Consider the following 17592-nt stretch of genomic DNA (forward strand, 5'->3'; position numbering starts at 1 on the left):
ATTTCTGAATGGAAGCGCTTTAGGGTCTCAACATACATGTACATTTGTATGTCCCAGCGACAGGGCGTCGACCTTTCCTACGAAGACGGTGCACGTGCGGCCGAACTCGCACGAGAATCCGTCGAGTCTTTCGTACTCAACGGTCAACGAGAACATCCAGGTAGCATGCGAGAAGCGTTTTACGAGCGAACGGGCGCGTTCGTCCGCCTCGAGTCGACTCGAGGCCGCGGAAGCCTCCGCGGCTGTGCCGGCGGCTACCGATCTGATGATCAACTCGGACACGTCATCGTCGACGCAGCGATCGAAGCTGCAAGCGACGATTCGTGCGGTTCTGAGGTGACACCCTCGGAACTCGACAACCTCACCGTCTCGGTGTGTACCGTCAAGAACGTACTGTTGACCGACGATCCACTCGCGGATATCGAGCTCGGAAGCCACGGCGTCGCCGTCGACGGCGGCGGCAAAAGCGGTTGGCTCTACCCGACCGTTCCCGTCCAGAACGACTGGAGCGAGCGCGAGTACCTCGACCGAGCGTGTCGGAAAGCCCGACTCCCACCGACGGCGTGGCAGGACGACGATGTCGTCGTCACGCTCTTCGAAGGCCAGGTCTTCCGCGAACGCGAAGCCGACGGAAGCGTCGAACAGGTATAATCGGCGACCGAATTCTCCGACGAAATCCCGGTCAGCGAGCCGGTCGCTTCTCGATCTCACTCGAATATGCTAACGGGTCGAAGAGTAGTCAGCGTCGTTGATACGTTACAGACGCCGAACACCAGGCCGCAATGAGAAAGACGGCTACTGATAGCCGTGCTACTCCGCTGGACCTCTGAATCCAACAGCCTCCGCATCCTCGAGACACCGTTCGCTCGCCGCCTCGAGATCGGGTTCTCGAACGATCTCGCCGTCTCGAACGAGCGGCTCGAGGAGCGCTTCGCCGCTGTCGGGAGCGTCGCCGCCCGCGAGCGCGACGTGGTGGCCGCCCTCCGGAGTCCGGTACACGTCTTTGACACCCGAGAGCTTGCCCCGCTTCGAGATGGGTTCGCCCTCGAGTTCGACGATATCGAGGCTGAAATCGAGCGGATCCCTGTTCGTGATGTGGCTCCCGACGCCGAAGCCGTCGGCGACGTCTCGGAGGTTCCGGATCGAGGCTGGACCGATGCCGCCGCTACAGAAGATATCGATGTCCTCGAAGCCTCGGGCGTCGAGTTCCCAGCGGATTTCTCGAACGATGTGTCGGAAGTCGCCGCGGCGGGAACCGGTGGTATCGAGGCGGACACCGTCGAGTCGGTCGCCGAGCGTGTCCGCGGCGAGCAACGTTTCGCTCTTTTCGTCCCAGAAAGTATCCGTTAGCGCGATTCGGGGAACGTCTTCGGGAACCGCCTCGTCGAATGCCTCCCACGCCGCCGCCTGGTTTCCTTCGCCGAAGGCGAACATGAGCGCGTGGGGCATCGTTCCGCTGGCCTCGCGCTCGAGCAGTTCCCCCGCGGCGACGTGAGAAAAGCCGTCGAAGCCGGCGAGCAACGCGGCGCGTTCGACCGTCGTCGCGATCGAGGGATGGACGTGGCGAGCGCCGAAGGAGAGAAGCGTCGAATCGGGCGCGGCGAGTCGAGCCTCGAGGGCCGCGGTCGCGAAGCCGCTCGGCTGAGAGAGAAAGCCGAGCAGTGCGGTCTCGAGTTCGGCGAACTCGAGATAGGGGCCTTCGATTCGGGCGACGGGTCCGCCGTCGAAGAGCTGTCCGTCCGGCAGGGCGTCGATATCGACGGCTCGTCCCTCGAACAGCGTTGCGATGTCAGCGATGCCAGTGAGAACAGAAAACTCGCCGGTCGGGAACTGATCTGCGGTCACTTCGGCGACGACGTGAGGATTCTTTCCCGCGTGCTCGAGGGTGGTCTGCGTCCGGTCGAAGTAGGCGTCGGTCGCAGTGCCCTCGAGAATCGCCTCCGCTGTGACGGTCTCGAACGGGTTCGACATACCCTCGCTTTCCGACGGAGGGCGAAAAAGCTACCCGTCTGTCGGTGACGAGGAAGTGTTGACACCCTTGACGCAGGACGAGAGCAACACCGGCTATCCCGTGGCCCCTACAGCGACCGGGGAGCGCTCAGAAGCGGGCGTAATGGATGTGCTCGAGACCGAATCGACGTCGTGTACTTCAGCGAGTTCGCCGACGGTCGGCGCGGCGACGATTTCGACTCGGTCGTCGACGACGGCGACGTGATACGCACCCTCGAACGACCCGTCGTCGATCAGATACGTTTGACCGCCATCATCCGTGGCGGGTGATTCGTCTGCGTCGGTCGCCGCCGCGTCGTGGTTTTCGAGGAGTTCGACGTACGCGTCGGCAAAGCGCCCGGCGTCGGTATTGCTGTCCCACTCGAGGTGCCAAACGTGACCGAGTCGGTCGTCCTCGGCGTCTCGATCCTGGTACGCGACGAAGCTGTCGCCGGCCCAACCGTCAGTCGTCGGGTGGGAATAGTTGTACGGCGAGAGGGGTGCGGTTCCGTCGCTTTCCGCACCCTGGCCGTCGTCGACGCCCTCATCGATCGGGCGGTCGATGACGCCGTTGGCCCACAGCGATGCGAACAGCGTCGCTTCTCCGACGGTCTCGACGTGCGAGCCGCCGTCGTCGTCCGTCGCCGGCTCCCAGTTCGAACTCGAGCGGTCCGGCACCTCGACGGTGACCGGCTCGGTGTCTGGATACAGTTCGGGATGGATCACCTGCGACGTGCTCACCGGGCGGTTTTCGTAGGCCTCGTCGACGGCTTCCCAGCCGTGGCGTTCATGGAGGGACTCGACGAACGTCGGGCCCTCGGAGTATGGCGCGTAGATCGAGAGGAAGAGGCCGAGATTGGACGGCTGACCGACCGGTTCGTCCGGCCCGTCGGGATCGTCGAGTGCTCCGCTATCGGGCAGACACTCCCATGCAGATCCACAACGCTGGTCGTACAGGTGTGGAACGTAGTTCGCTTCGCCCTCGATGAGCGCGTTTTCGGCTCGTTGTTCGTCGGCGGTTTTGCCTTCTCGCTCGAGTCCGAACTGCTGGTCCTGTAGCGCGTGGACGAGTTCGTGGACTAACGTGGTTCGATCGATCCAGATCTCGTCGGTGTCGTCGGTGACGATAACGATCCGGTCGGCGCTGTAGTAGCCCTGCACGGAGTCTCCGTAGAGTTCCTCGAGCGCGTCGTTGACATCGGTGTCTCCGTCGACGACGAACGCTCCGCGCCATAGTTCGTTGGTAGCCGGAGAAGCGGGATCCGCCGAACCGATCACGCCGGATCGCTCGCGGAACTGCTCGCGGCTAACGACCTCGAGTTCGACGTCGTGGTCGAACTTCTGTTCCCGAACGACCTCGATCCGGGCCATCGACCGGTATTTGAGCGCCTCGAGTTCGGCTTCGGAAAGCGCCGCCGGATCGTCGATTTCGAGGACGTCGTCGTGGGCGTACTCTCCAACGTATCCGAGGTCTCGGTCCGTGTCGAACTGCTCGGGTCCGCTCGGTCCGAACGGGAGCGTGCATCCGGAAAGAACGATCAGAACGGCAATCGCGACCAACCCGAGTCGCCGCGACCGCGCGGGAGGACTCGAGCGCGGCGACGGTCCCGACGGCGTCGATCCGGTCATCGAGAAACACGAGCGGCGAGCGCGCCCACGAGTAGCGCCGCCAGCCCGATGGGGACTCCGAATCCGGGTATCGGCTCGGCGCTGGTCGTCTCGATTTCGTCCGAGTCATCCGCGTCGGATTCGTTTTCGGCCCCCGCATCAGTCGCGTTCGCATCCAGCTCGAGCGTGTCCTCGCCCGCTGGCGCAGCGTCGGCGTCGAGTTCCGACAGCTCCGAGACCGAGGGCGCACGAACGACGGTCACGCTCTCGCCATCGTGATCGACGAAGTACGCTCCCGGATAGCCGGTTTCGTCGTCGATCTCGAACGTGTCCCGATGGTCGTCGACCTCGTCCGCATCGTGGATATTGAGGAGTTCGAGATAGCCGTCGAGGAACTGCTCGGCGTCGTTCTCCGAATCCCACTCGGTCTGCCAGACGTAGCCGCTGTCCTCGACCGAGTCGTTTTCACCGACGTAGGTGACGAGTTCGTCGCCGGCCCAGCCGTCGGTGTAGTCGTGATCGTACTCGATCCCCGCGATTTCGCCGAACGGTCCGTCGGGGAGTAACTCGCCGACGCCAATCACCGACTCCCCACCGTCGAGTCCGTCAGCAGCGAACATCGCGACCAGCGTCGCTTCGCCGACGGAATCGTTCGCACGCTCGCCGTCGACCTCGTGCTGGCTCCAGTTCTCGCTCGAGCGGTCCTCGATTTCGATATCCCGCGGCTCGCGGTCCTCGCCGGGTCGGATCACTTCGGAGGTACTCGCCGGCGGATCGTCGTAGGTAGCGTCGAGTGCGTCCCAGTCGTACGCGTCGTCGCCCTGCCGATCTCCCTCGAGAATCGAGTCGACGTATCCGGGGCCGTCATCGTACGGGAAAAACGTCGTAAGGTAGAGTCCCCAGTTGATCGCCGGGGGCTCTTCTGGAGAGTCCGTGGACGGGAGGGTGCACGCCCACTCGTCCTCGCATCGCTCCTCGTATTCGGTCTCGACCCAGACCGCGTCGCCTTCAATTAGACCGTTCTTTGCGTTGTCCTGATCCTGCGTCTCGCGGTCGTAACTCGTCAGGTCGAAGTGTTGGTCCTGCAGCGCGTGGAGCAATTCGTGACCGAGCGTGATCTCGTTCAACTCGGGCTCGTCGGAGTTGTCGGAGACGATGACGATTTCGTCGGTTTCGGGATCGTAGTAGCCGGCGACCGAGCCGTCGTACAGCGCTTCGTGTTCGCCGATCGCGTCAGTCTGGCGATCGGCCATGAACAGCGCCTCGAGCCGAACGTTCTCGTGGAGCCGTTCGTCGGCGTCGGGATCCGTCACCATCGCGTCGTCCTGGGCCTGGAACTCCTCGCGAGAGATGACATCGACCGAGACCTCGTCCTGGAACGTCAGCCCACGAATGGTCTCGACTCGAGCCATCGATCGGCTGATAACGCCGTCGAGGTCGTCGTCGGCGACCGTCGCATCGTCGCTCTCGTCGACGGAAAGCTCGTCGTCGTACCAGTAGCCCTCGACGTACCCGACGGTGTCTTCCGTCGACGGATCGTCGGGCCAGTCCTGCGTCGGACCGTCGCCGATCGACAGGAGCGGGAATCCCACACCGGCGACCACAACTAACAGCGAGACTATCGAAAGGACGAGGACGACACCGAGCACCCGCGTTCGCGTCGGGTTCATTCGAGATAGATACACTGTCTTGGCAAGCGAGTGTAAAAAGTACGATGGTTAGAGCGAGCGCACCAGGACCAGAACAAACCTGGCGTGAACGTTTTTATGACCATTCGCCTAGAATCGAGTATGGATCTCGAGTCAGACAGCACCGCGGTCGTCGTGGTCGATATGCAAAACGCGTTCTGTCACCCCGACGGCTCGTTGTACGCGCCGGGGAGCGAATCAGTTATCGATCCGATATCCAATCTTGTTTCGCGTGCTCGCGAGACTGGAACGCAGATCGTCTACACGCGCGACGTTCACCCGCCCGAACAGTTCGAAGACGCCCACTACTACGACGAGTTCGAGCAGTGGGGAGAGCACGTCCTCAAGGGATCGTGGGACGCCGAACTCGTCGACGAACTCGCGGTCGAAGAGGGCGATCACGTCGTCGAAAAACACACCTACGACGCGTTCCACCAGACCGAACTCGAGGGATGGCTGAACGCTCGCGGAATCGACGATCTGGTCCTCTGTGGGACGCTCGCTAACGTCTGCGTGCTCCACACGGGCGGCAGTGCGGGACTTCGAGACTTCCGCCCGCTCATGGTCGAAGACTGTATCGGTGCGATCGAGGAAGGTCACCGCGAGTACACCCTCGACCACGCCGAGTGGCTGTTCGGAGAAGTTATCCAGAGCGACGAACTCGAGTTCGACGGCTGAACCGCCTCACTCTCCCTCCTCAGCCGATGTCGTGCCGTCCGCTCGCCACCGATCGGGCTGGTCCTTCCACTCACCGATTCCGGAGGGGTCGAGGTGGACGTGCGCGTCGCCGACATCCTCGAGGTTCCGAAGATCGTCGACGAGAGTCGACTCGATGTCGTGAGCCTGCCGAAACGGCATGTTGCCGTCGACCTCGACGTGGACTTCGACCTCGAGGACGGTGCCGTCGTAGAAGACGGTCAGATCGTGAACCCCCTCGACGTCGGGGTGGTCGCGCAACGTTTCGGTGATCCGCTCGCGCTGTTGGGGCGTCGCCGCCGCGCCGACGAGGTAGTCGAGGTTTTCGCGGCCAATACTGACGCCCTGGGAGATGACGAGGATGCTCACGAGCCCGCCGGCGATGGGATCGAGCATGGGAAACCCGAAGAGAATGCCGGCGACCCCGACAAGCGCGGCGATGGACGTGTAGATATCGTTGAGACAGTCCGTCGCCAGCGCTTCTAGCGCCGTCGAACCGATATCCGCGTTTACGTACTCGGTGTACCGATAGACGAGGTACATGTCGGCGATCGCAAAGAGGAGCGCGCCGAACAGGAGGTAGCTGAACGTTACGTCGGTCCCGAAGACGATCCCCTCGAGGGAACTATAGAGCAAATTGAGCCCGAGGAGTGCGATCACCGCACCGACGAACAGCGCCGTCAGCGGTTCGATCCGTTCGTGACCGTGTGGATGAGTGTCGTCCGGTTCGTCGAACGAACTCCGGCCCCAGATGAGCACGACGACGCTCGCGATGAGATCCGCGATCGAGTGGGCGGCGTCGGCGATCAACGCGATACTCCCGAATAAGAGGCCTGCAGCGCCCTCGACGATGATTTTAACCGCATTGCCGAGGACGTTCGCCCACGAGGCGCGCGTAAATCCGCGCCGGTTCGAGTCGCCGTCCATACTCGGTTTAGAGCCAGTCTAAACTTGGGTCTTTCCGTTCGAACTCGGAGACGCGTGCGAGCCCCGATTCGGAAGCGTCAGCGTCGAATTCATCCACAAATCTCTTTGTATCCCCCTGAGTATGCCGGGATATCCGGGCGATGGGGCCCGCCTGATCCAACCGCCGGTCGTACTCGCGAACGAAACACCGACGATTTCGACGAAAATCACCGACTGCCGGCTGACGGTCCCTGTTTCGACCACTCAGCCATGGCAACGGATCACCCACTCGTCCGACTCGAGACGCTCGCACTGATCGGTATCGGCGGCTTCGCCGGCTCAAACCTCCGGTTTTTCGCCCTCGGACAGCTCTCGGACGTGCAGGCGGTCCTACTCGTCAACGTGCTCGGAAGCCTCGCGCTCGGCTTTTTGCTGTACGAAGCGAAATATTCGGGGCTCGTCAACCAGACGTCGCGACTCCTCTTTACCACCGGATTTCTCTCGTCGTTGACGACCTACAGCACGTTCGCACTCCAGACGGCGACGGCGGGCGATCCGCTGTTAACCATCGGCATCGTCGCCGGAAACTACGGCATCGGATTCGTTGGCGTCCTCGGCGGCCGCGAACTCGCTCGAGCGCTTCGGGGTGATGAGTCGTGAGTTCGGTGATCGACGGCCCGACCGCCGGCGCGCTGTTGATTGGGCTGGTCTCGGTGGCGGTCGACTCGAGTCTCGAGCTTCACGCCGTTCTCGGCCTCCATGCGGCCCTCACTCTCCACTCGATTGCCCCCGTCTTGCTCGAGCCCGCTTTTGCCTTCGATCCGGAACCAGCCCATATCGTCGGCACCGGCGGAGCGATTGGCGCAATCTTGCGACACTGGATCTACCTCCGCGTGTCCTGGGAGGACTTCCCAGCGGCGACATTGACGGTCAACGTCGTCGGCAGTTTCGTTTTCGCGCTGGCGACCTTCGCGGGCGCGAGCGAGTCGCTCGTCCAGTTGGTTGGAATCGGAATTTGCGGCTCGTTTACGACGTTTTCGTCGTTTTCGGTCGAAACCGTCCAGCTCTGGGAGCGGGGCGACCGACGGCTCGCGGTCGTCAACGCCGGCGCGAATCTCGCAGTTTCGCTCGCTGCGATCGGTCTCGCCTGGATTCTCGTTTCGCTCGTCTGATCGTGCGGCCGTCATCTCCCGATCGGTAGTTCAATCTCGAGAATCGGACATTCATACACTTTTTTTCGTTCGGGGGAGCCTATTAGGAGTCACCCGCCGTAGGCCGACCCATGATCGACCTTCGCTTTTCGGAGGGGGAACTGGAGCGACGACGCGAACACATCCAGACGTTCGTTCGAGAGCAAGTTGCCGCCGCCAGAGCCGACGGTGCGGTTCTTGGACTTTCGGGCGGCATCGACAGCACGACGGTCGCCAATCTCGCCGTCGAGGCGCTCGGTTCGGAGAACGTCCACGGCCTCGTTCTCCCGGCGCGAGTCAGCAGCGACGAAAACATGAGCGACGCCGAACGAGTCGCGGTCGACCTCGAGATCACCTACGACGTGATCGAGGTCGAACCGATCATCGACGCGCTACTGTCTGCCTATCCGGAAGCCGAAGGAGACCACGTCGCAGTCGGCAACGCGCGAGCGCGAGTGCGTGCGGTACTGAACTATCTCGTCGCCAACCACGAGGATCGACTCGTGTTGGGAACCGGCAACCGAAGCGAAGCCGCGGTCGGCTACTTCACCAAGTACGGCGACGGAGCCGTCGACTGCCACCCGATCGGGAACCTCTACAAGCAACAGGTTCGACAGGTCGCGAGCAGTCTCGGCGTTCCGGAGGATCTGGTCGAAAAGACGCCCACGGCGGAGCTCTGGGAGGATCAAACCGACGAGTCGGAGATGGGCTTTGGCTACGATACGCTCGATTCGATCCTGGCGACACACATCGACGGACCGCTTTCGGCGACGGCGACCAGCCGATTGCTCTCCGTCGAGGAAGAAACAATCGAAGAGGTGCGCGGGATGTACGAAGCCAGCGAACACAAACGTAACGCCCCGCCCGCACCGGAACCGCTCGAGTGAATCGCGTCGACTGTCGCTTCGCGTCGGTCTTCGATTTTCCCACTGAGTCCGCCGGCGGTTTTCTCGCTGAGTCCGCCGGCGGACTACTCGAGTAGCGACCGTCCGTCAGCCGAGTGCGCCTCGAGCAGTTCGCCGAACGCCTCGGCTTCCGCACGCTCTTGGATCGGCCGCTCGCGATCATCTCGGATTCGACGCTTGAGAACCGCGAGCGCATCAGGTGCGTTTTCCGCGATTTCCTCGGCGACGACGTGCGGTTCCGCTTCGATTCGAGAGATGAGCCCGATTCGGCGCGCCTCCTCGGCCCCTACGACCCGGCCCGAGAGCACGAACTCGAGGGCGTCGCCCTCGCCGATAATCCGCGGAAGTCGAACGGTGCCGCCCCAGGCACCGAAGAGACCGAACGTGACGCCGGGTTCGCCGAAGGTCGCCGAGGGCGTCCCGACGCGGACGTCACAGGCAAGCGCCAACTCGAAGCCGCCGCCCCTGACCGGCCCGTCGATTCCGGCGACGACCACGGCAGGCGACTCCTCGATGGTCCGGGCGACGCGCTGACCTCGACGAGCGAACGCCTCCGCTCCCTCGCGGTCGAGATCCTCGACGACCGAGAGGTCGGCACCGGCACAGAACGCCGGACCGTTCCCCTCGAGCAGAATCACCGGTTCCTCGGCCGCCTCGATGGCCGCCTCGAGGTCCTCGAGCGCGTCGGTCGTGAGCGCGTTGCGAGCGGCCGGCCTGTCGAAGACGATCCGTCGGACTCGCCCGTCCGCTTGGGAACCAATCATGTCTCGTCTCTGCCGTCCGTTTCCAAAGGTCTTTGGCCGGCCCGTCGTAACCTTCCGTTAATGGATAGGGCCGACAACTGTCGGCGTGCCGCCCGCGATGCAGTTTCGGACGTCGAGCCACCCAGGTTGTACGACTTCATCGAAGAGACGCTCGAAGACGCCTCGATGGTCCCCGCCGTCTTGACGCTCGAGAGTGCGCGCGAACTCGAACCGAATAGCGACCTCGAGCGGATCGACCACCACGCCGCCGGCGTCCAGTTGATCTACGAAGGGCTTCGACTGACTCGAGCGCTCGCCCACGACGAACCGTGGACCGAGAGCGACGGCGACAATGCCGGAGATCTCGAGATCCTCGCGGCCGACATCCTCGTCGCCCGCGGATTCTACCTGCTGGCGCGTACCGACGCGGCCGGAAAGGCCGTCAGGACCGTCCAGGAGTTCGGCCGAAACGAGACCAGACAAGCTGAATCAGACCTCGAGCCGTCCGAAGGCGACACCGGCGCACAGTTAGAGCAAAACGTCCTCGAGCTCGCAGCGCTCACCGGCGCGTCGGCCGTCGGCAAAACGCCGACGCCGGCTCTGCTCGAGACCGCGACTGATATCGCCGACTCTGCCGGCTCGAGGTTCCCGCCCGCGACGGACTGCGTTTCGAGACACGATCCCGAACCGGCCGAAGCAACCCCGGAGGACGGTCACAGCCCGGATCCAGCGACGTCAGCAACGGATTCGTAGCGGGTTTTGGAACTGATTCGTAGTGAGTTTTGGAACTGATTCGTAGCGGATTCGATAACGGACTCACAGCGAGTTTGACGACGGCCCACGACTCGAGTGAACCGTACCCACGCCCTGCGGTGAATCGAAACGCATAAAGACGACTCGAGTCAACGATTACATGCGTGCCTGGGTAGCTTAGCGGTAAAGCGCGTCCTTGGTAAGGACGAGAGCCCGGATTCAAATTCCGGCCTAGGCTTTCTGCGACGAACGACGGTGAGGAGCGAACCCACATCCGGAATTTGAAACACGCGAGTCGCATGCTCACGAGCAGTGTGCGGTTCGGAACAAAGTGAGAACCGCAATGTGAGCGGCTTGCCGCGAGCAACGCGAGTGAGACCGTCTCGCCATCGGATTCAAATTCCGGCCTAGGCTTGCTTTTTGTGGCAGACTGTAATCCCCATACAACACTGCTCTAGCATAGTTTTACGGCTGTTTTCGGCATGAAGGACAGCCGTTTATCAGACGGTCTTCCGGAGATAAAAAGCGAGAAAGGAACCCCGCGAGCGCACTTCCCCGTTTACGTGTCGCGTTTTCCTCAAATTACTTGGTTCAGCAGGGATTCGGCTAACAGCCTTCCGAGCGAAGGGTAATCGTGATATCCCACTGGCCAGTGTTTATGAACGCCTCGTTGACGAATCGAACGTAGTACGTTCCGTCGGTCTGAGCCGTCACCGTTCGGTCGATATTCTCCGACGGACCGACCTCCGCGGCGAGCGTTCCGTTCGGATTCTCGACCTCGAGTTTCGGTCGAGCACCGTCGCCGGTCTGTACCGCCTCGATCGCTAACTTCTGGTTCTCCTCCATCTCGATACGCCACGTGACGTTTTGCCCGGCGCTGTACGTGTCGTATTCGTCGACGACCGTTTCCTCCTCGCAGGAATCGCCGACCGCTTCGCTCGTACAACCCGCAAGCGAGACTGCAGTCGCCGTCCCCACACCAGCTAAGAACGCTCTTCGGTGAATCATACACGGGAAGAATTACCCGTTTGGTACATGCTTTGTGGTGTGTATTCGACTAATTCGGGACGGGCCACGATAATAATTGACAAGTATACAGTTCTACAGTTGCAGTTCGGCCGCTGGATCCCGGTTCACGAACGCGTGACCGACGACGGGTCCCACTGTTGCCGACAGGTCGGTCCACAGAAGAGCTGGACTCGAGCATCGCCGTCCGGTTCGATAACTGCGGGATGCCACTCGGTCGTGTCGATAACGGAACCGCAGTGTTCACACCTCGCGATCGATTTGGGGGAAGGGGTCGAAATCATCTCTTCGTTAGTCGACGCTCGTCGGTTCGGCCTGCGGCGACGATTGGGCTAACGCATCTCGAGCGATGTCGATCGACCCGTCCGCATCGATCGTCACCATACACTCGGCATACGAAAACGTGACTGAACCCACCGCTCGCGGACGACCGGATTTCGTCGGTTCGAACAGGGTATCCAGACTTTCCGGATCGACGGCGTTGAAGATCGGATCGAGCTCGAGGGGGTCGATACCCTTCTTTTCAGCAACCGCTTGAACAACTCGCTGGCTAACTGGCTGCGAGGGGGTCGACGCAGACTCGAATGGACTCATTGTACAGTGTTCGTTAGAACTCTTGCCGGATAGCCGTTACCAGTATCACAATATCACCTCCCGCGGTAACGGGCTATCAAGCTAGCCCCGCTCCCGTCGTCACTCCTAGTTTCGTTATCGGTCCCGCTTTCGTCGATATCTCCGAGCGGCTGGGACCTGTCGTCGATATCTTCGGCCGGCTGAGACCCGCACGACAACTCATGCACGGGAAACTCGCCTGTCGAACAGTCGGGAAACGACCTACTCCCTCGAGTCCTCGTACAACATCGAGAGGAACTTCTGCTCGCTCGAGCGGATGTGCCGGCTCGTCGTCGGCTGTGCGATGTCGAGAATGTCGGCCAGTTCGTTCGACTGGGTTTCGCGCGGCCACTCGAAAAAGCCCGCGTAATAGGCCGTCTCGAGGACCTCGTTCTGGCGCTCGGTCAACCGATCTCGGAACTCGGCCTCGAACTCCTCCGGCGTCATGACCGGCTCCTCGTACTCCCGTCGCGCGACGAGTTCGGCTTCGTCGAGCCGATCCGAGAGGAGCGTGTCAAACGCTCTCGGGTCCGCGCTTCGTGGGATTCCGATCACGATCCGCGCGCTCCCGTCCGTTGTGGCGACCTCGCGAACGACGGCCCCACGATGGAGCAACTGCGCCCAGACGGTCGAATCGTCGAGGACGCACTCGAACAGACACTCCTCCGACCGATCCGTCAGCAGTCGAACGTTGTGAACCAGTTCGGAATCTTTCGCCCACGCTTTGACCTCGCCCGGATCCTGCTCGTGAGCGGCGAAGAACATCGTCGTCGCGCCATCGCGGCGCTCGATGAGGTTCTCGAGTTCGATTTGACCGTCGGTTTGTTCAACCAGGTCGAGAATCGGGTCGGCGCGGCCGCGAACGTCGAACGCGAGTTCGACGGACTGTTCGCTCGTAAAGGCCTGTTTGCGCTCGTCCGCGTTCAACGCGTAGCCGATCGTCTCGCCGAGTTCTCGAAGAACCGCGATCTCCAGTTGATTGAACGCGTTCTCCGTCGTCGCATAGAGATCGAGTACCCCGTAGAACGTGTCTCGATAGACGACCGGGATGGCGAGGTTCGACCGGTAGCCCTGTTGAATCGCCTCCTGACGCCACGGCTCGAACGGCGGATCCTTGTAGATCGTATTCTGGACCCGGGGCGTCCGCGTCCGGATCGCACGCTCGATCGGCGACTGGGTCGAATCGTCGGTTTCCGTCTCCCCGTTTGCCGATTCGGCGGTTATCGACTCGTCATCCTCGGACGCGGCGTTCACCGGCTCGACATCCGCTGACTCGCCGTTCGCGGTTTTGTCATCGAGTCTCTCCCCGTCTACAGGCCCCACGCTCCCACGATCCTGATCCACTGGTTGCCCGTCCACTAGCTCGACGATTGCCTCGAGATAGCCGTCTTCGACGCCGGCGGCGGCCTCCGAAACGAGTTCGTCGCTCGCCGGATCGAGCGAGCCGAACCACGCGAATCGGTAGGGCTCCAGCGAGACGAGTTGCGAGCAGATATCCGACGTGATTTCGTCGCGCTCGGTCGCCTGACGGAGCGCTTTCGTGAGATCGCGGATGATATCGTTGATTCGTCGAACGCGCTCTAGGGTCTCGGTTTTCTCCTCGAGCTGGTTTTTCCGGTCGCGCAACGCCCGTTCCCGGTCGACCCGCTCGATCGCCGAATACGCGTTCGCGACGAGTATGCTCGCGATGTCGATATCCGAATCGACGAACGTCCCGCTTTCGGTCGCCCCGACCACGAACACGCCGTGGGTTCCGATCGGGTGTAAAATCGCGCTTCGAAGATTTGTTTCGTCGGCGTCGACGGTCGTCTCCGCGAGGAGGTCGGTGAACACGCGACTCTCCTGGCGAACGAAGACATCCCACGGGATCGATCGATCCGTCGCGAACAGCGATCCGTCATCCGCAATCGAGAGCGCGTCCACGGCCGGCGTCCACGAACACGGCTCGAGCCGACCGTCCTCCTCGTCGTACAGCAGTATCGAGGCGATCGGTTGCTCGAGCGTCGACTGGGCGGCCGAGACGGTCCGTTCGCAGACGCCGTCGCGCGATTCGGCCTCGGTCAACTCCTGCGCGAAGTTGTTGAGCCCGGCAAGCTGGGCTTCTCGTCGCTGGTGGTCGGTGACGTCGCGAACGATGCCGCTGAAATACCGCGTTCCGTCGTGTTCGAACTCGCTCAAGGAGATGCTGAGCGGTATCTTCTCGCCATCTTGATGTTGACCCGAAAAGCGAATGTCGTCCCAATCGAGGGTCGCTTCGTTCGTTCGAAGGTATCGATCGAAGCTGTCTCGGTACCGCTGAGCCTGCTCTGACGACATCAATTCGGTAATCGATCGGCCGAGGAGTTCATCGGGCGGGTATCCGAAGATATCTTCGATGGCAGGATTGGCGTACCGTATCGTGCTGTCGACCGTGATCGTGATAATCCCATCACGAGCACGTTGTGCGATCGTCTCGAAGTGCAGTTCGGGATCTGGAATCGGCGGTGGCACTACTGGGGATCCAACAGCGAGACGTTTGTGTGTTTCCCGGCAATACGAGGAATCCTCCTTGAAAACGGGCGGGTGAGGCGAGTGTCAGCAAATGTATCACGTATCATAGAGTCAGTTGTAAGTCATTTCCGGTTATTCGCCAGATCGGGGTGGCGAATGACCGGTAAACAGTTACAACCGACCCCATCAGCGCTCAAGCGAGCGTCCCGTCTTCAGCGCTCGAGCGAATCGAGGTACCGACTTTCGGCGGGACGCCGAGAACCGGCGAGTCGGTGCAGCCATCGGTAGCAGTCGTCGGCGACGAGCCACCACTGTCGGCTCTGGTATCGTTTCCGGATCGATTCCCCGATCCCCACGTCCGGGCCGCGAAAGCAGACGATCAGCGACCACATCGTACAGGCTGCAAACGCGCCGAACGCCGAGAACGTCATATCGAGGGTCAGGAACGTTAGCGAGTAGACACCGCCGATCACCATCGACGGCACGCTCGTCGCTCGCGGAACGCGTGCGGCCGCGTCCCGAAGTGTCGGAGCCAGAAAGACGACAGACAGGAGACTCCCGGCGAGAAAGACGAAGTCTTGCCAGGCCATTATTCGTCCACCTCAGTGGAAATCGTGGTGTCATCTGTGTCAGCCATACAGATGACTAGAACGGCCGGAAGAAAACGTTCGAATCGGCTATGACGTTAGGTCCGTCCACAGCTGCTGGTGCTAGATTGATACAGCCGCACCGAACCAGTCCGGCTTCGATAGAGTCGCGAATCGACGACCGTTCGGCCGGGGGTAGAGGTATGAGAGCGATTCGTGAGACGAAATACCAGACATCGTGTATGACCACGAAGCTTATATATGTCTCCCAAAATCTTCCCGGTATGTCTACACAATCGGACGGACTGCTCGAGAACGTTCCAGTGGTACAGGGCGGGATTTACGGAGCGGTTGCGTTCGCCGTCGGCTACCTCGTTTCCTTTCTCCTCCTCGAGACGGACCTCGAGTTCGACTCCGACGGAATTGCCGAGCTTGCCTCGGAGAACGCGTTCGAGGCCGCCGGGATGTTGTTCTTCAACACCCACTTCGTCGATATCGAAGTGAACGTCATCGGACTGGACACCACGACGACGATGTTCGCGCAGGCAGAAACGGGACTTCCCGAATTCGTCTATCATATCGTCCCCATCCTGGTTCTCATCGTGGCAGGCTATCTCGTCGGACGAGGGGCACTCGGAGCGGGCGCATCGATCGAGGACGGCGTCAAGGTCGGTGCGACGGTTGTCGTCGGATACCTGCCGCTCGCAGCGACGAGTGCGTACGTCTTCGCCGTCAACGGATCGTTCGGTAGCGCGGAGCCGGAGACGGCGACCGCAATCTTGCTCGCAGGATTGATCTTTCCGCTCGTGTTCGGCGCAATCGGCGGGATCATCTCCTCGCAGTGAGACGAGAGCAGGAATCGACAGCGAGCGGATAGCACGAAGATAGTTCAACAATTTTATACAGGTCTACTGACTTGCCAGTCGTATGTCAGTACAAGATGAGGTAGATGGATTACCGCTCAAACAGGGTGCAATCGTCGGTGCTGGAACCTTCGTCGTGGGATATATCGCGACGTTCGTGCTCGCGACGATCGATAGCGAGATCGAACTCGGCGAGGAAGAAAGCACGTTCGAGATGATCGGCCTGCTGTTCTACAACGCCCAGTTCGTCGATATGGAACTCTCAGGTCTCAACGGCACAGAGACGTTCAATATCCTCTCGGAAGAGTCGACGCAGATACCGGAACTCGTCTTCAATCTGGTTCCGATTGTACTTCTCGTCGCCGGCGGGTACGTTCTCGCGACGCGCGTCCTCGAGACCCGCCAGGCGAACGAAGGAGGGGCCAAACTCGGCGCATCGATCGTCGTCGGCTACCTTCCGCTCGCGTTCCTCGGAACGATCCTGTTCGAAGAAACCGCCGAGGGCGGACTGTTCGGCGGATCGGTTACGCTCGCACCCGAAACCCTGCCCGCAATCGTCCTCGCCGGGATACTCTTACCGCTGGCGTTCGGTGCAATCGGCGGCTATCTGGCACAACGGTAGCGGCGACGAAAGCGACGCCAAGAGCGAAAACCGGGAGAAATACGGGCTCTCGAGTCGAAAACTGTCCCAATGGATTCAGGGCGTGTCGTCTCGATCGGGACCGCAGCCGAACAGGGAGCCCCCATCGAGTCCCGCGAACGGGTCGAAGCGGTCGCGGACGCAGGGATAAGGGGAGACAGATACTTCGACGACGAGGGAACGTTCGGCGACCGCGACGGCAGCGACCTCACGCTCATCGAGCGGGAAGCGCTCGAGGCCGTCGAAGACGACTACGATATCGCGATCGAACAGGGTGCACATCGCCGGAACGTAACGACGACGGGCGTCGCCCTGAATCACCTCGTCAACGAGGAGTTTCGTATCGGCGATGTCGTTTGTCTGGGCGTCGAACTCTGCGAACCGTGTTCGTTCCTCGAGGGCCACCTCGAGAAACGAGGGGTTCGCGACGCGCTGGTTCACCGGGGCGGATTGCGGGCTCGAATACTCGAGGGCGGTACTATCGAAGTTGGAAGCGCCGTTGCTGTCGACCCGTAAGTGAGGACCGAAACGATTTACAGCAAGCCGATCGCCAGCGCTCCGACGGCGAGTACGACCACTACGACGAAAATCGTCCATTTCCACGCGAAGATGCGTTTCCAGATCGATGTCTCGGCATCGAGCTGTTCGGCTGTCTGGCGGATGTTTGTCGTTGAGCGGTCCGCCGTCGACGGCGCGCGTGCCCGCTTGAGATTCGGACAGGCGTGGTCTTCCGGCCGGCGATGGCTTGTACAAAACTCCCTGCCGCAGTACTTGCACGAATAGGGCATATTCATCCCGTCGCCACAGCGGGTGCAATCGGGCATGGGTCGATATAAACAGTACACCTATTTCGATCGTTCGGCTCGGCGGAAACGGGTAACATATCGTCTAAAAGA

20 protein-coding genes and 1 tRNA gene are annotated in these 17592 nt (G+C 61.5%); 10 read left to right on the forward strand and 11 right to left on the reverse strand.

All coding sequences use genetic code 11. The features are described 5' to 3' along the window. Positions 1 to 48: 48 nt before the first annotated feature. Positions 49 to 651, forward strand: a complete 603-nt coding sequence (locus ACYQ14_RS07730) for a TIGR00296 family protein (RefSeq protein ID WP_459886719.1) — start codon at positions 49 to 51, stop codon at positions 649 to 651. Positions 652 to 810: 159 nt separating this feature from the next. On the opposite strand, the gene ACYQ14_RS07735 is transcribed toward ACYQ14_RS07730, so the two are convergent. The 3 genes from ACYQ14_RS07735 to ACYQ14_RS07745 all read right to left on the reverse strand — a co-directional run bounded on the left by ACYQ14_RS07735 (position 811) and on the right by ACYQ14_RS07745 (position 5267). Next, positions 811 to 1971: a nicotinate phosphoribosyltransferase gene (locus ACYQ14_RS07735; RefSeq protein WP_459886722.1), complete on the reverse strand. Its 1161-nt coding sequence runs from the start codon at positions 1969 to 1971 to the stop codon at positions 811 to 813. A gap of 93 nt (positions 1972 to 2064) precedes the next feature. After that, entirely contained in the window at positions 2065 to 3618 is a 1554-nt protein-coding gene (locus ACYQ14_RS07740) for an Hvo_1808 family surface protein (protein ID WP_459886725.1), read from the reverse strand. Beyond that, positions 3615 to 5267: an Hvo_1808 family surface protein gene (locus tag ACYQ14_RS07745; protein WP_459886728.1), complete on the reverse strand. Its 1653-nt coding sequence runs from the start codon at positions 5265 to 5267 to the stop codon at positions 3615 to 3617. The genes ACYQ14_RS07740 and ACYQ14_RS07745 overlap by 4 nt, the downstream gene beginning before the upstream one ends. 120 nt (positions 5268 to 5387) lie before the next feature. Between ACYQ14_RS07745 and ACYQ14_RS07750 the strand changes: the two genes are divergently transcribed. After that, the gene (locus ACYQ14_RS07750; protein WP_459886731.1) at positions 5388 to 5963 is read left to right on the forward strand and encodes a cysteine hydrolase family protein; all 576 of its coding nucleotides are present in this window, start codon (positions 5388 to 5390) and stop codon (positions 5961 to 5963) included. 6 nt (positions 5964 to 5969) lie between these two features. Here ACYQ14_RS07750 and ACYQ14_RS07755 read toward each other — a convergent pair whose 3' ends face one another. After that, positions 5970 to 6908 carry a cation diffusion facilitator family transporter gene (locus ACYQ14_RS07755; protein WP_459886733.1) on the reverse strand — a complete coding sequence of 313 codons (939 nt, stop codon included), beginning with the start codon at positions 6906 to 6908 and terminating at the stop codon, positions 5970 to 5972. 249 nt (positions 6909 to 7157) lie between these two features. Between ACYQ14_RS07755 and ACYQ14_RS07760 the strand changes: the two genes are divergently transcribed. From ACYQ14_RS07760 to ACYQ14_RS07770, 3 genes are all read left to right on the forward strand, one after another. Next, positions 7158 to 7547: a fluoride efflux transporter FluC gene (locus tag ACYQ14_RS07760; protein ID WP_459886736.1), complete on the forward strand. Its 390-nt coding sequence runs from the start codon at positions 7158 to 7160 to the stop codon at positions 7545 to 7547. A gap of 122 nt (positions 7548 to 7669) precedes the next feature. Continuing rightward, positions 7670 to 8059: a fluoride efflux transporter CrcB gene (gene crcB / locus ACYQ14_RS07765; protein WP_459890018.1), complete on the forward strand. Its 390-nt coding sequence runs from the start codon at positions 7670 to 7672 to the stop codon at positions 8057 to 8059. Positions 8060 to 8169: 110 nt separating this feature from the next. Beyond that, positions 8170 to 8964 carry an NAD+ synthase gene (locus tag ACYQ14_RS07770; RefSeq protein WP_459886739.1) on the forward strand — a complete coding sequence of 265 codons (795 nt, stop codon included), beginning with the start codon at positions 8170 to 8172 and terminating at the stop codon, positions 8962 to 8964. A gap of 83 nt (positions 8965 to 9047) precedes the next feature. Here ACYQ14_RS07770 and ACYQ14_RS07775 read toward each other — a convergent pair whose 3' ends face one another. Further along, positions 9048 to 9746: an enoyl-CoA hydratase/isomerase family protein gene (locus ACYQ14_RS07775; protein ID WP_459886742.1), complete on the reverse strand. Its 699-nt coding sequence runs from the start codon at positions 9744 to 9746 to the stop codon at positions 9048 to 9050. Positions 9747 to 9806: 60 nt separating this feature from the next. Between ACYQ14_RS07775 and ACYQ14_RS07780 the strand changes: the two genes are divergently transcribed. Together ACYQ14_RS07780 and ACYQ14_RS07785 are read left to right on the forward strand one after the other, a co-directional pair. Beyond that, the gene (locus ACYQ14_RS07780; protein WP_459886745.1) at positions 9807 to 10478 is read left to right on the forward strand and encodes a DUF7114 family protein; all 672 of its coding nucleotides are present in this window, start codon (positions 9807 to 9809) and stop codon (positions 10476 to 10478) included. Between the two features lie 166 nt (positions 10479 to 10644). Then, a tRNA-Thr gene (locus ACYQ14_RS07785) sits at positions 10645 to 10716 on the forward strand. Between the two features lie 368 nt (positions 10717 to 11084). Here ACYQ14_RS07785 and ACYQ14_RS07790 read toward each other — a convergent pair. The 5 genes from ACYQ14_RS07790 to ACYQ14_RS07810 form a co-directional block, all read right to left on the reverse strand. Further along, positions 11085 to 11486: a hypothetical protein gene (locus tag ACYQ14_RS07790; RefSeq protein ID WP_459886748.1), complete on the reverse strand. Its 402-nt coding sequence runs from the start codon at positions 11484 to 11486 to the stop codon at positions 11085 to 11087. Positions 11487 to 11611: 125 nt separating this feature from the next. Beyond that, complete coding sequence (locus ACYQ14_RS07795) at positions 11612 to 11788, reverse strand: DUF7576 family protein (protein WP_459886751.1); 177 nt, start codon at positions 11786 to 11788, stop codon at positions 11612 to 11614. Positions 11789 to 11795: 7 nt separating this feature from the next. Continuing rightward, positions 11796 to 12098, reverse strand: a complete 303-nt coding sequence (gene ddfA, locus ACYQ14_RS07800; RefSeq protein ID WP_459886754.1) for a DdfA family disk-determining factor — start codon at positions 12096 to 12098, stop codon at positions 11796 to 11798. Between the two features lie 240 nt (positions 12099 to 12338). Further along, positions 12339 to 14606, reverse strand: a complete 2268-nt coding sequence (locus ACYQ14_RS07805) for a bacterio-opsin activator domain-containing protein (RefSeq protein ID WP_459886757.1) — start codon at positions 14604 to 14606, stop codon at positions 12339 to 12341. 212 nt (positions 14607 to 14818) lie between these two features. After that, on the reverse strand, positions 14819 to 15196 hold the full coding sequence (locus ACYQ14_RS07810) for a hypothetical protein (RefSeq protein ID WP_283834871.1): 378 nt from the start codon (positions 15194 to 15196) through the stop codon (positions 14819 to 14821). A 281-nt stretch (positions 15197 to 15477) separates the two neighbouring features. Between ACYQ14_RS07810 and ACYQ14_RS07815 the strand changes: the two genes are divergently transcribed. From ACYQ14_RS07815 to ACYQ14_RS07825, 3 genes are all read left to right on the forward strand, one after another. Then, positions 15478 to 16038 carry a DUF7978 family protein gene (locus ACYQ14_RS07815; RefSeq protein ID WP_459886760.1) on the forward strand — a complete coding sequence of 187 codons (561 nt, stop codon included), beginning with the start codon at positions 15478 to 15480 and terminating at the stop codon, positions 16036 to 16038. Between the two features lie 82 nt (positions 16039 to 16120). Continuing rightward, a complete protein-coding gene (locus ACYQ14_RS07820) occupies positions 16121 to 16678 on the forward strand; it encodes a DUF7978 family protein (RefSeq protein ID WP_459886763.1) in 558 nt (185 codons plus the stop codon). Between the two features lie 69 nt (positions 16679 to 16747). Beyond that, entirely contained in the window at positions 16748 to 17212 is a 465-nt protein-coding gene (locus ACYQ14_RS07825; protein ID WP_459886766.1) for an MOSC domain-containing protein, read from the forward strand. A gap of 17 nt (positions 17213 to 17229) precedes the next feature. Here ACYQ14_RS07825 and ACYQ14_RS07830 read toward each other — a convergent pair whose 3' ends face one another. Next, positions 17230 to 17520 carry an AN1-type zinc finger domain-containing protein gene (locus ACYQ14_RS07830; protein WP_459886769.1) on the reverse strand — a complete coding sequence of 97 codons (291 nt, stop codon included), beginning with the start codon at positions 17518 to 17520 and terminating at the stop codon, positions 17230 to 17232. Between the last annotated feature and the right edge of the window lie 72 nt (positions 17521 to 17592).

This window comes from Halostagnicola bangensis (assembly GCF_054653435.1).

Excerpts from the sequence above, each read along its gene's own strand:
- ACYQ14_RS07730 (WP_459886719.1), top strand. The coding sequence starts at position 49 with ATGTCCCAGCGACAGGGCGTCGACCTTTCCTACGAAGACGGTGCACGT.
- ACYQ14_RS07735 (WP_459886722.1), bottom strand. The coding sequence starts at position 1,971 with ATGTCGAACCCGTTCGAGACCGTCACAGCGGAGGCGATTCTCGAGGGC.
- ACYQ14_RS07740 (WP_459886725.1), bottom strand. The coding sequence starts at position 3,618 with ATGACCGGATCGACGCCGTCGGGACCGTCGCCGCGCTCGAGTCCTCCC.
- ACYQ14_RS07745 (WP_459886728.1), bottom strand. The coding sequence starts at position 5,267 with ATGAACCCGACGCGAACGCGGGTGCTCGGTGTCGTCCTCGTCCTTTCG.
- ACYQ14_RS07750 (WP_459886731.1), top strand. The coding sequence starts at position 5,388 with ATGGATCTCGAGTCAGACAGCACCGCGGTCGTCGTGGTCGATATGCAA.
- ACYQ14_RS07755 (WP_459886733.1), bottom strand. The coding sequence starts at position 6,908 with ATGGACGGCGACTCGAACCGGCGCGGATTTACGCGCGCCTCGTGGGCG.
- ACYQ14_RS07760 (WP_459886736.1), top strand. The coding sequence starts at position 7,158 with ATGGCAACGGATCACCCACTCGTCCGACTCGAGACGCTCGCACTGATC.
- ACYQ14_RS07770 (WP_459886739.1), top strand. The coding sequence starts at position 8,170 with ATGATCGACCTTCGCTTTTCGGAGGGGGAACTGGAGCGACGACGCGAA.
- ACYQ14_RS07775 (WP_459886742.1), bottom strand. The coding sequence starts at position 9,746 with ATGATTGGTTCCCAAGCGGACGGGCGAGTCCGACGGATCGTCTTCGAC.
- ACYQ14_RS07780 (WP_459886745.1), top strand. The coding sequence starts at position 9,807 with ATGGATAGGGCCGACAACTGTCGGCGTGCCGCCCGCGATGCAGTTTCG.
- ACYQ14_RS07790 (WP_459886748.1), bottom strand. The coding sequence starts at position 11,486 with ATGATTCACCGAAGAGCGTTCTTAGCTGGTGTGGGGACGGCGACTGCA.
- ACYQ14_RS07795 (WP_459886751.1), bottom strand. The coding sequence starts at position 11,788 with ATGATTTCGACCCCTTCCCCCAAATCGATCGCGAGGTGTGAACACTGC.
- ddfA (WP_459886754.1), bottom strand. The coding sequence starts at position 12,098 with ATGAGTCCATTCGAGTCTGCGTCGACCCCCTCGCAGCCAGTTAGCCAG.
- ACYQ14_RS07810 (WP_283834871.1), bottom strand. The coding sequence starts at position 15,196 with ATGGCCTGGCAAGACTTCGTCTTTCTCGCCGGGAGTCTCCTGTCTGTC.
- ACYQ14_RS07815 (WP_459886760.1), top strand. The coding sequence starts at position 15,478 with ATGTCTACACAATCGGACGGACTGCTCGAGAACGTTCCAGTGGTACAG.
- ACYQ14_RS07820 (WP_459886763.1), top strand. The coding sequence starts at position 16,121 with ATGTCAGTACAAGATGAGGTAGATGGATTACCGCTCAAACAGGGTGCA.
- ACYQ14_RS07825 (WP_459886766.1), top strand. The coding sequence starts at position 16,748 with ATGGATTCAGGGCGTGTCGTCTCGATCGGGACCGCAGCCGAACAGGGA.
- ACYQ14_RS07830 (WP_459886769.1), bottom strand. The coding sequence starts at position 17,520 with ATGCCCGATTGCACCCGCTGTGGCGACGGGATGAATATGCCCTATTCG.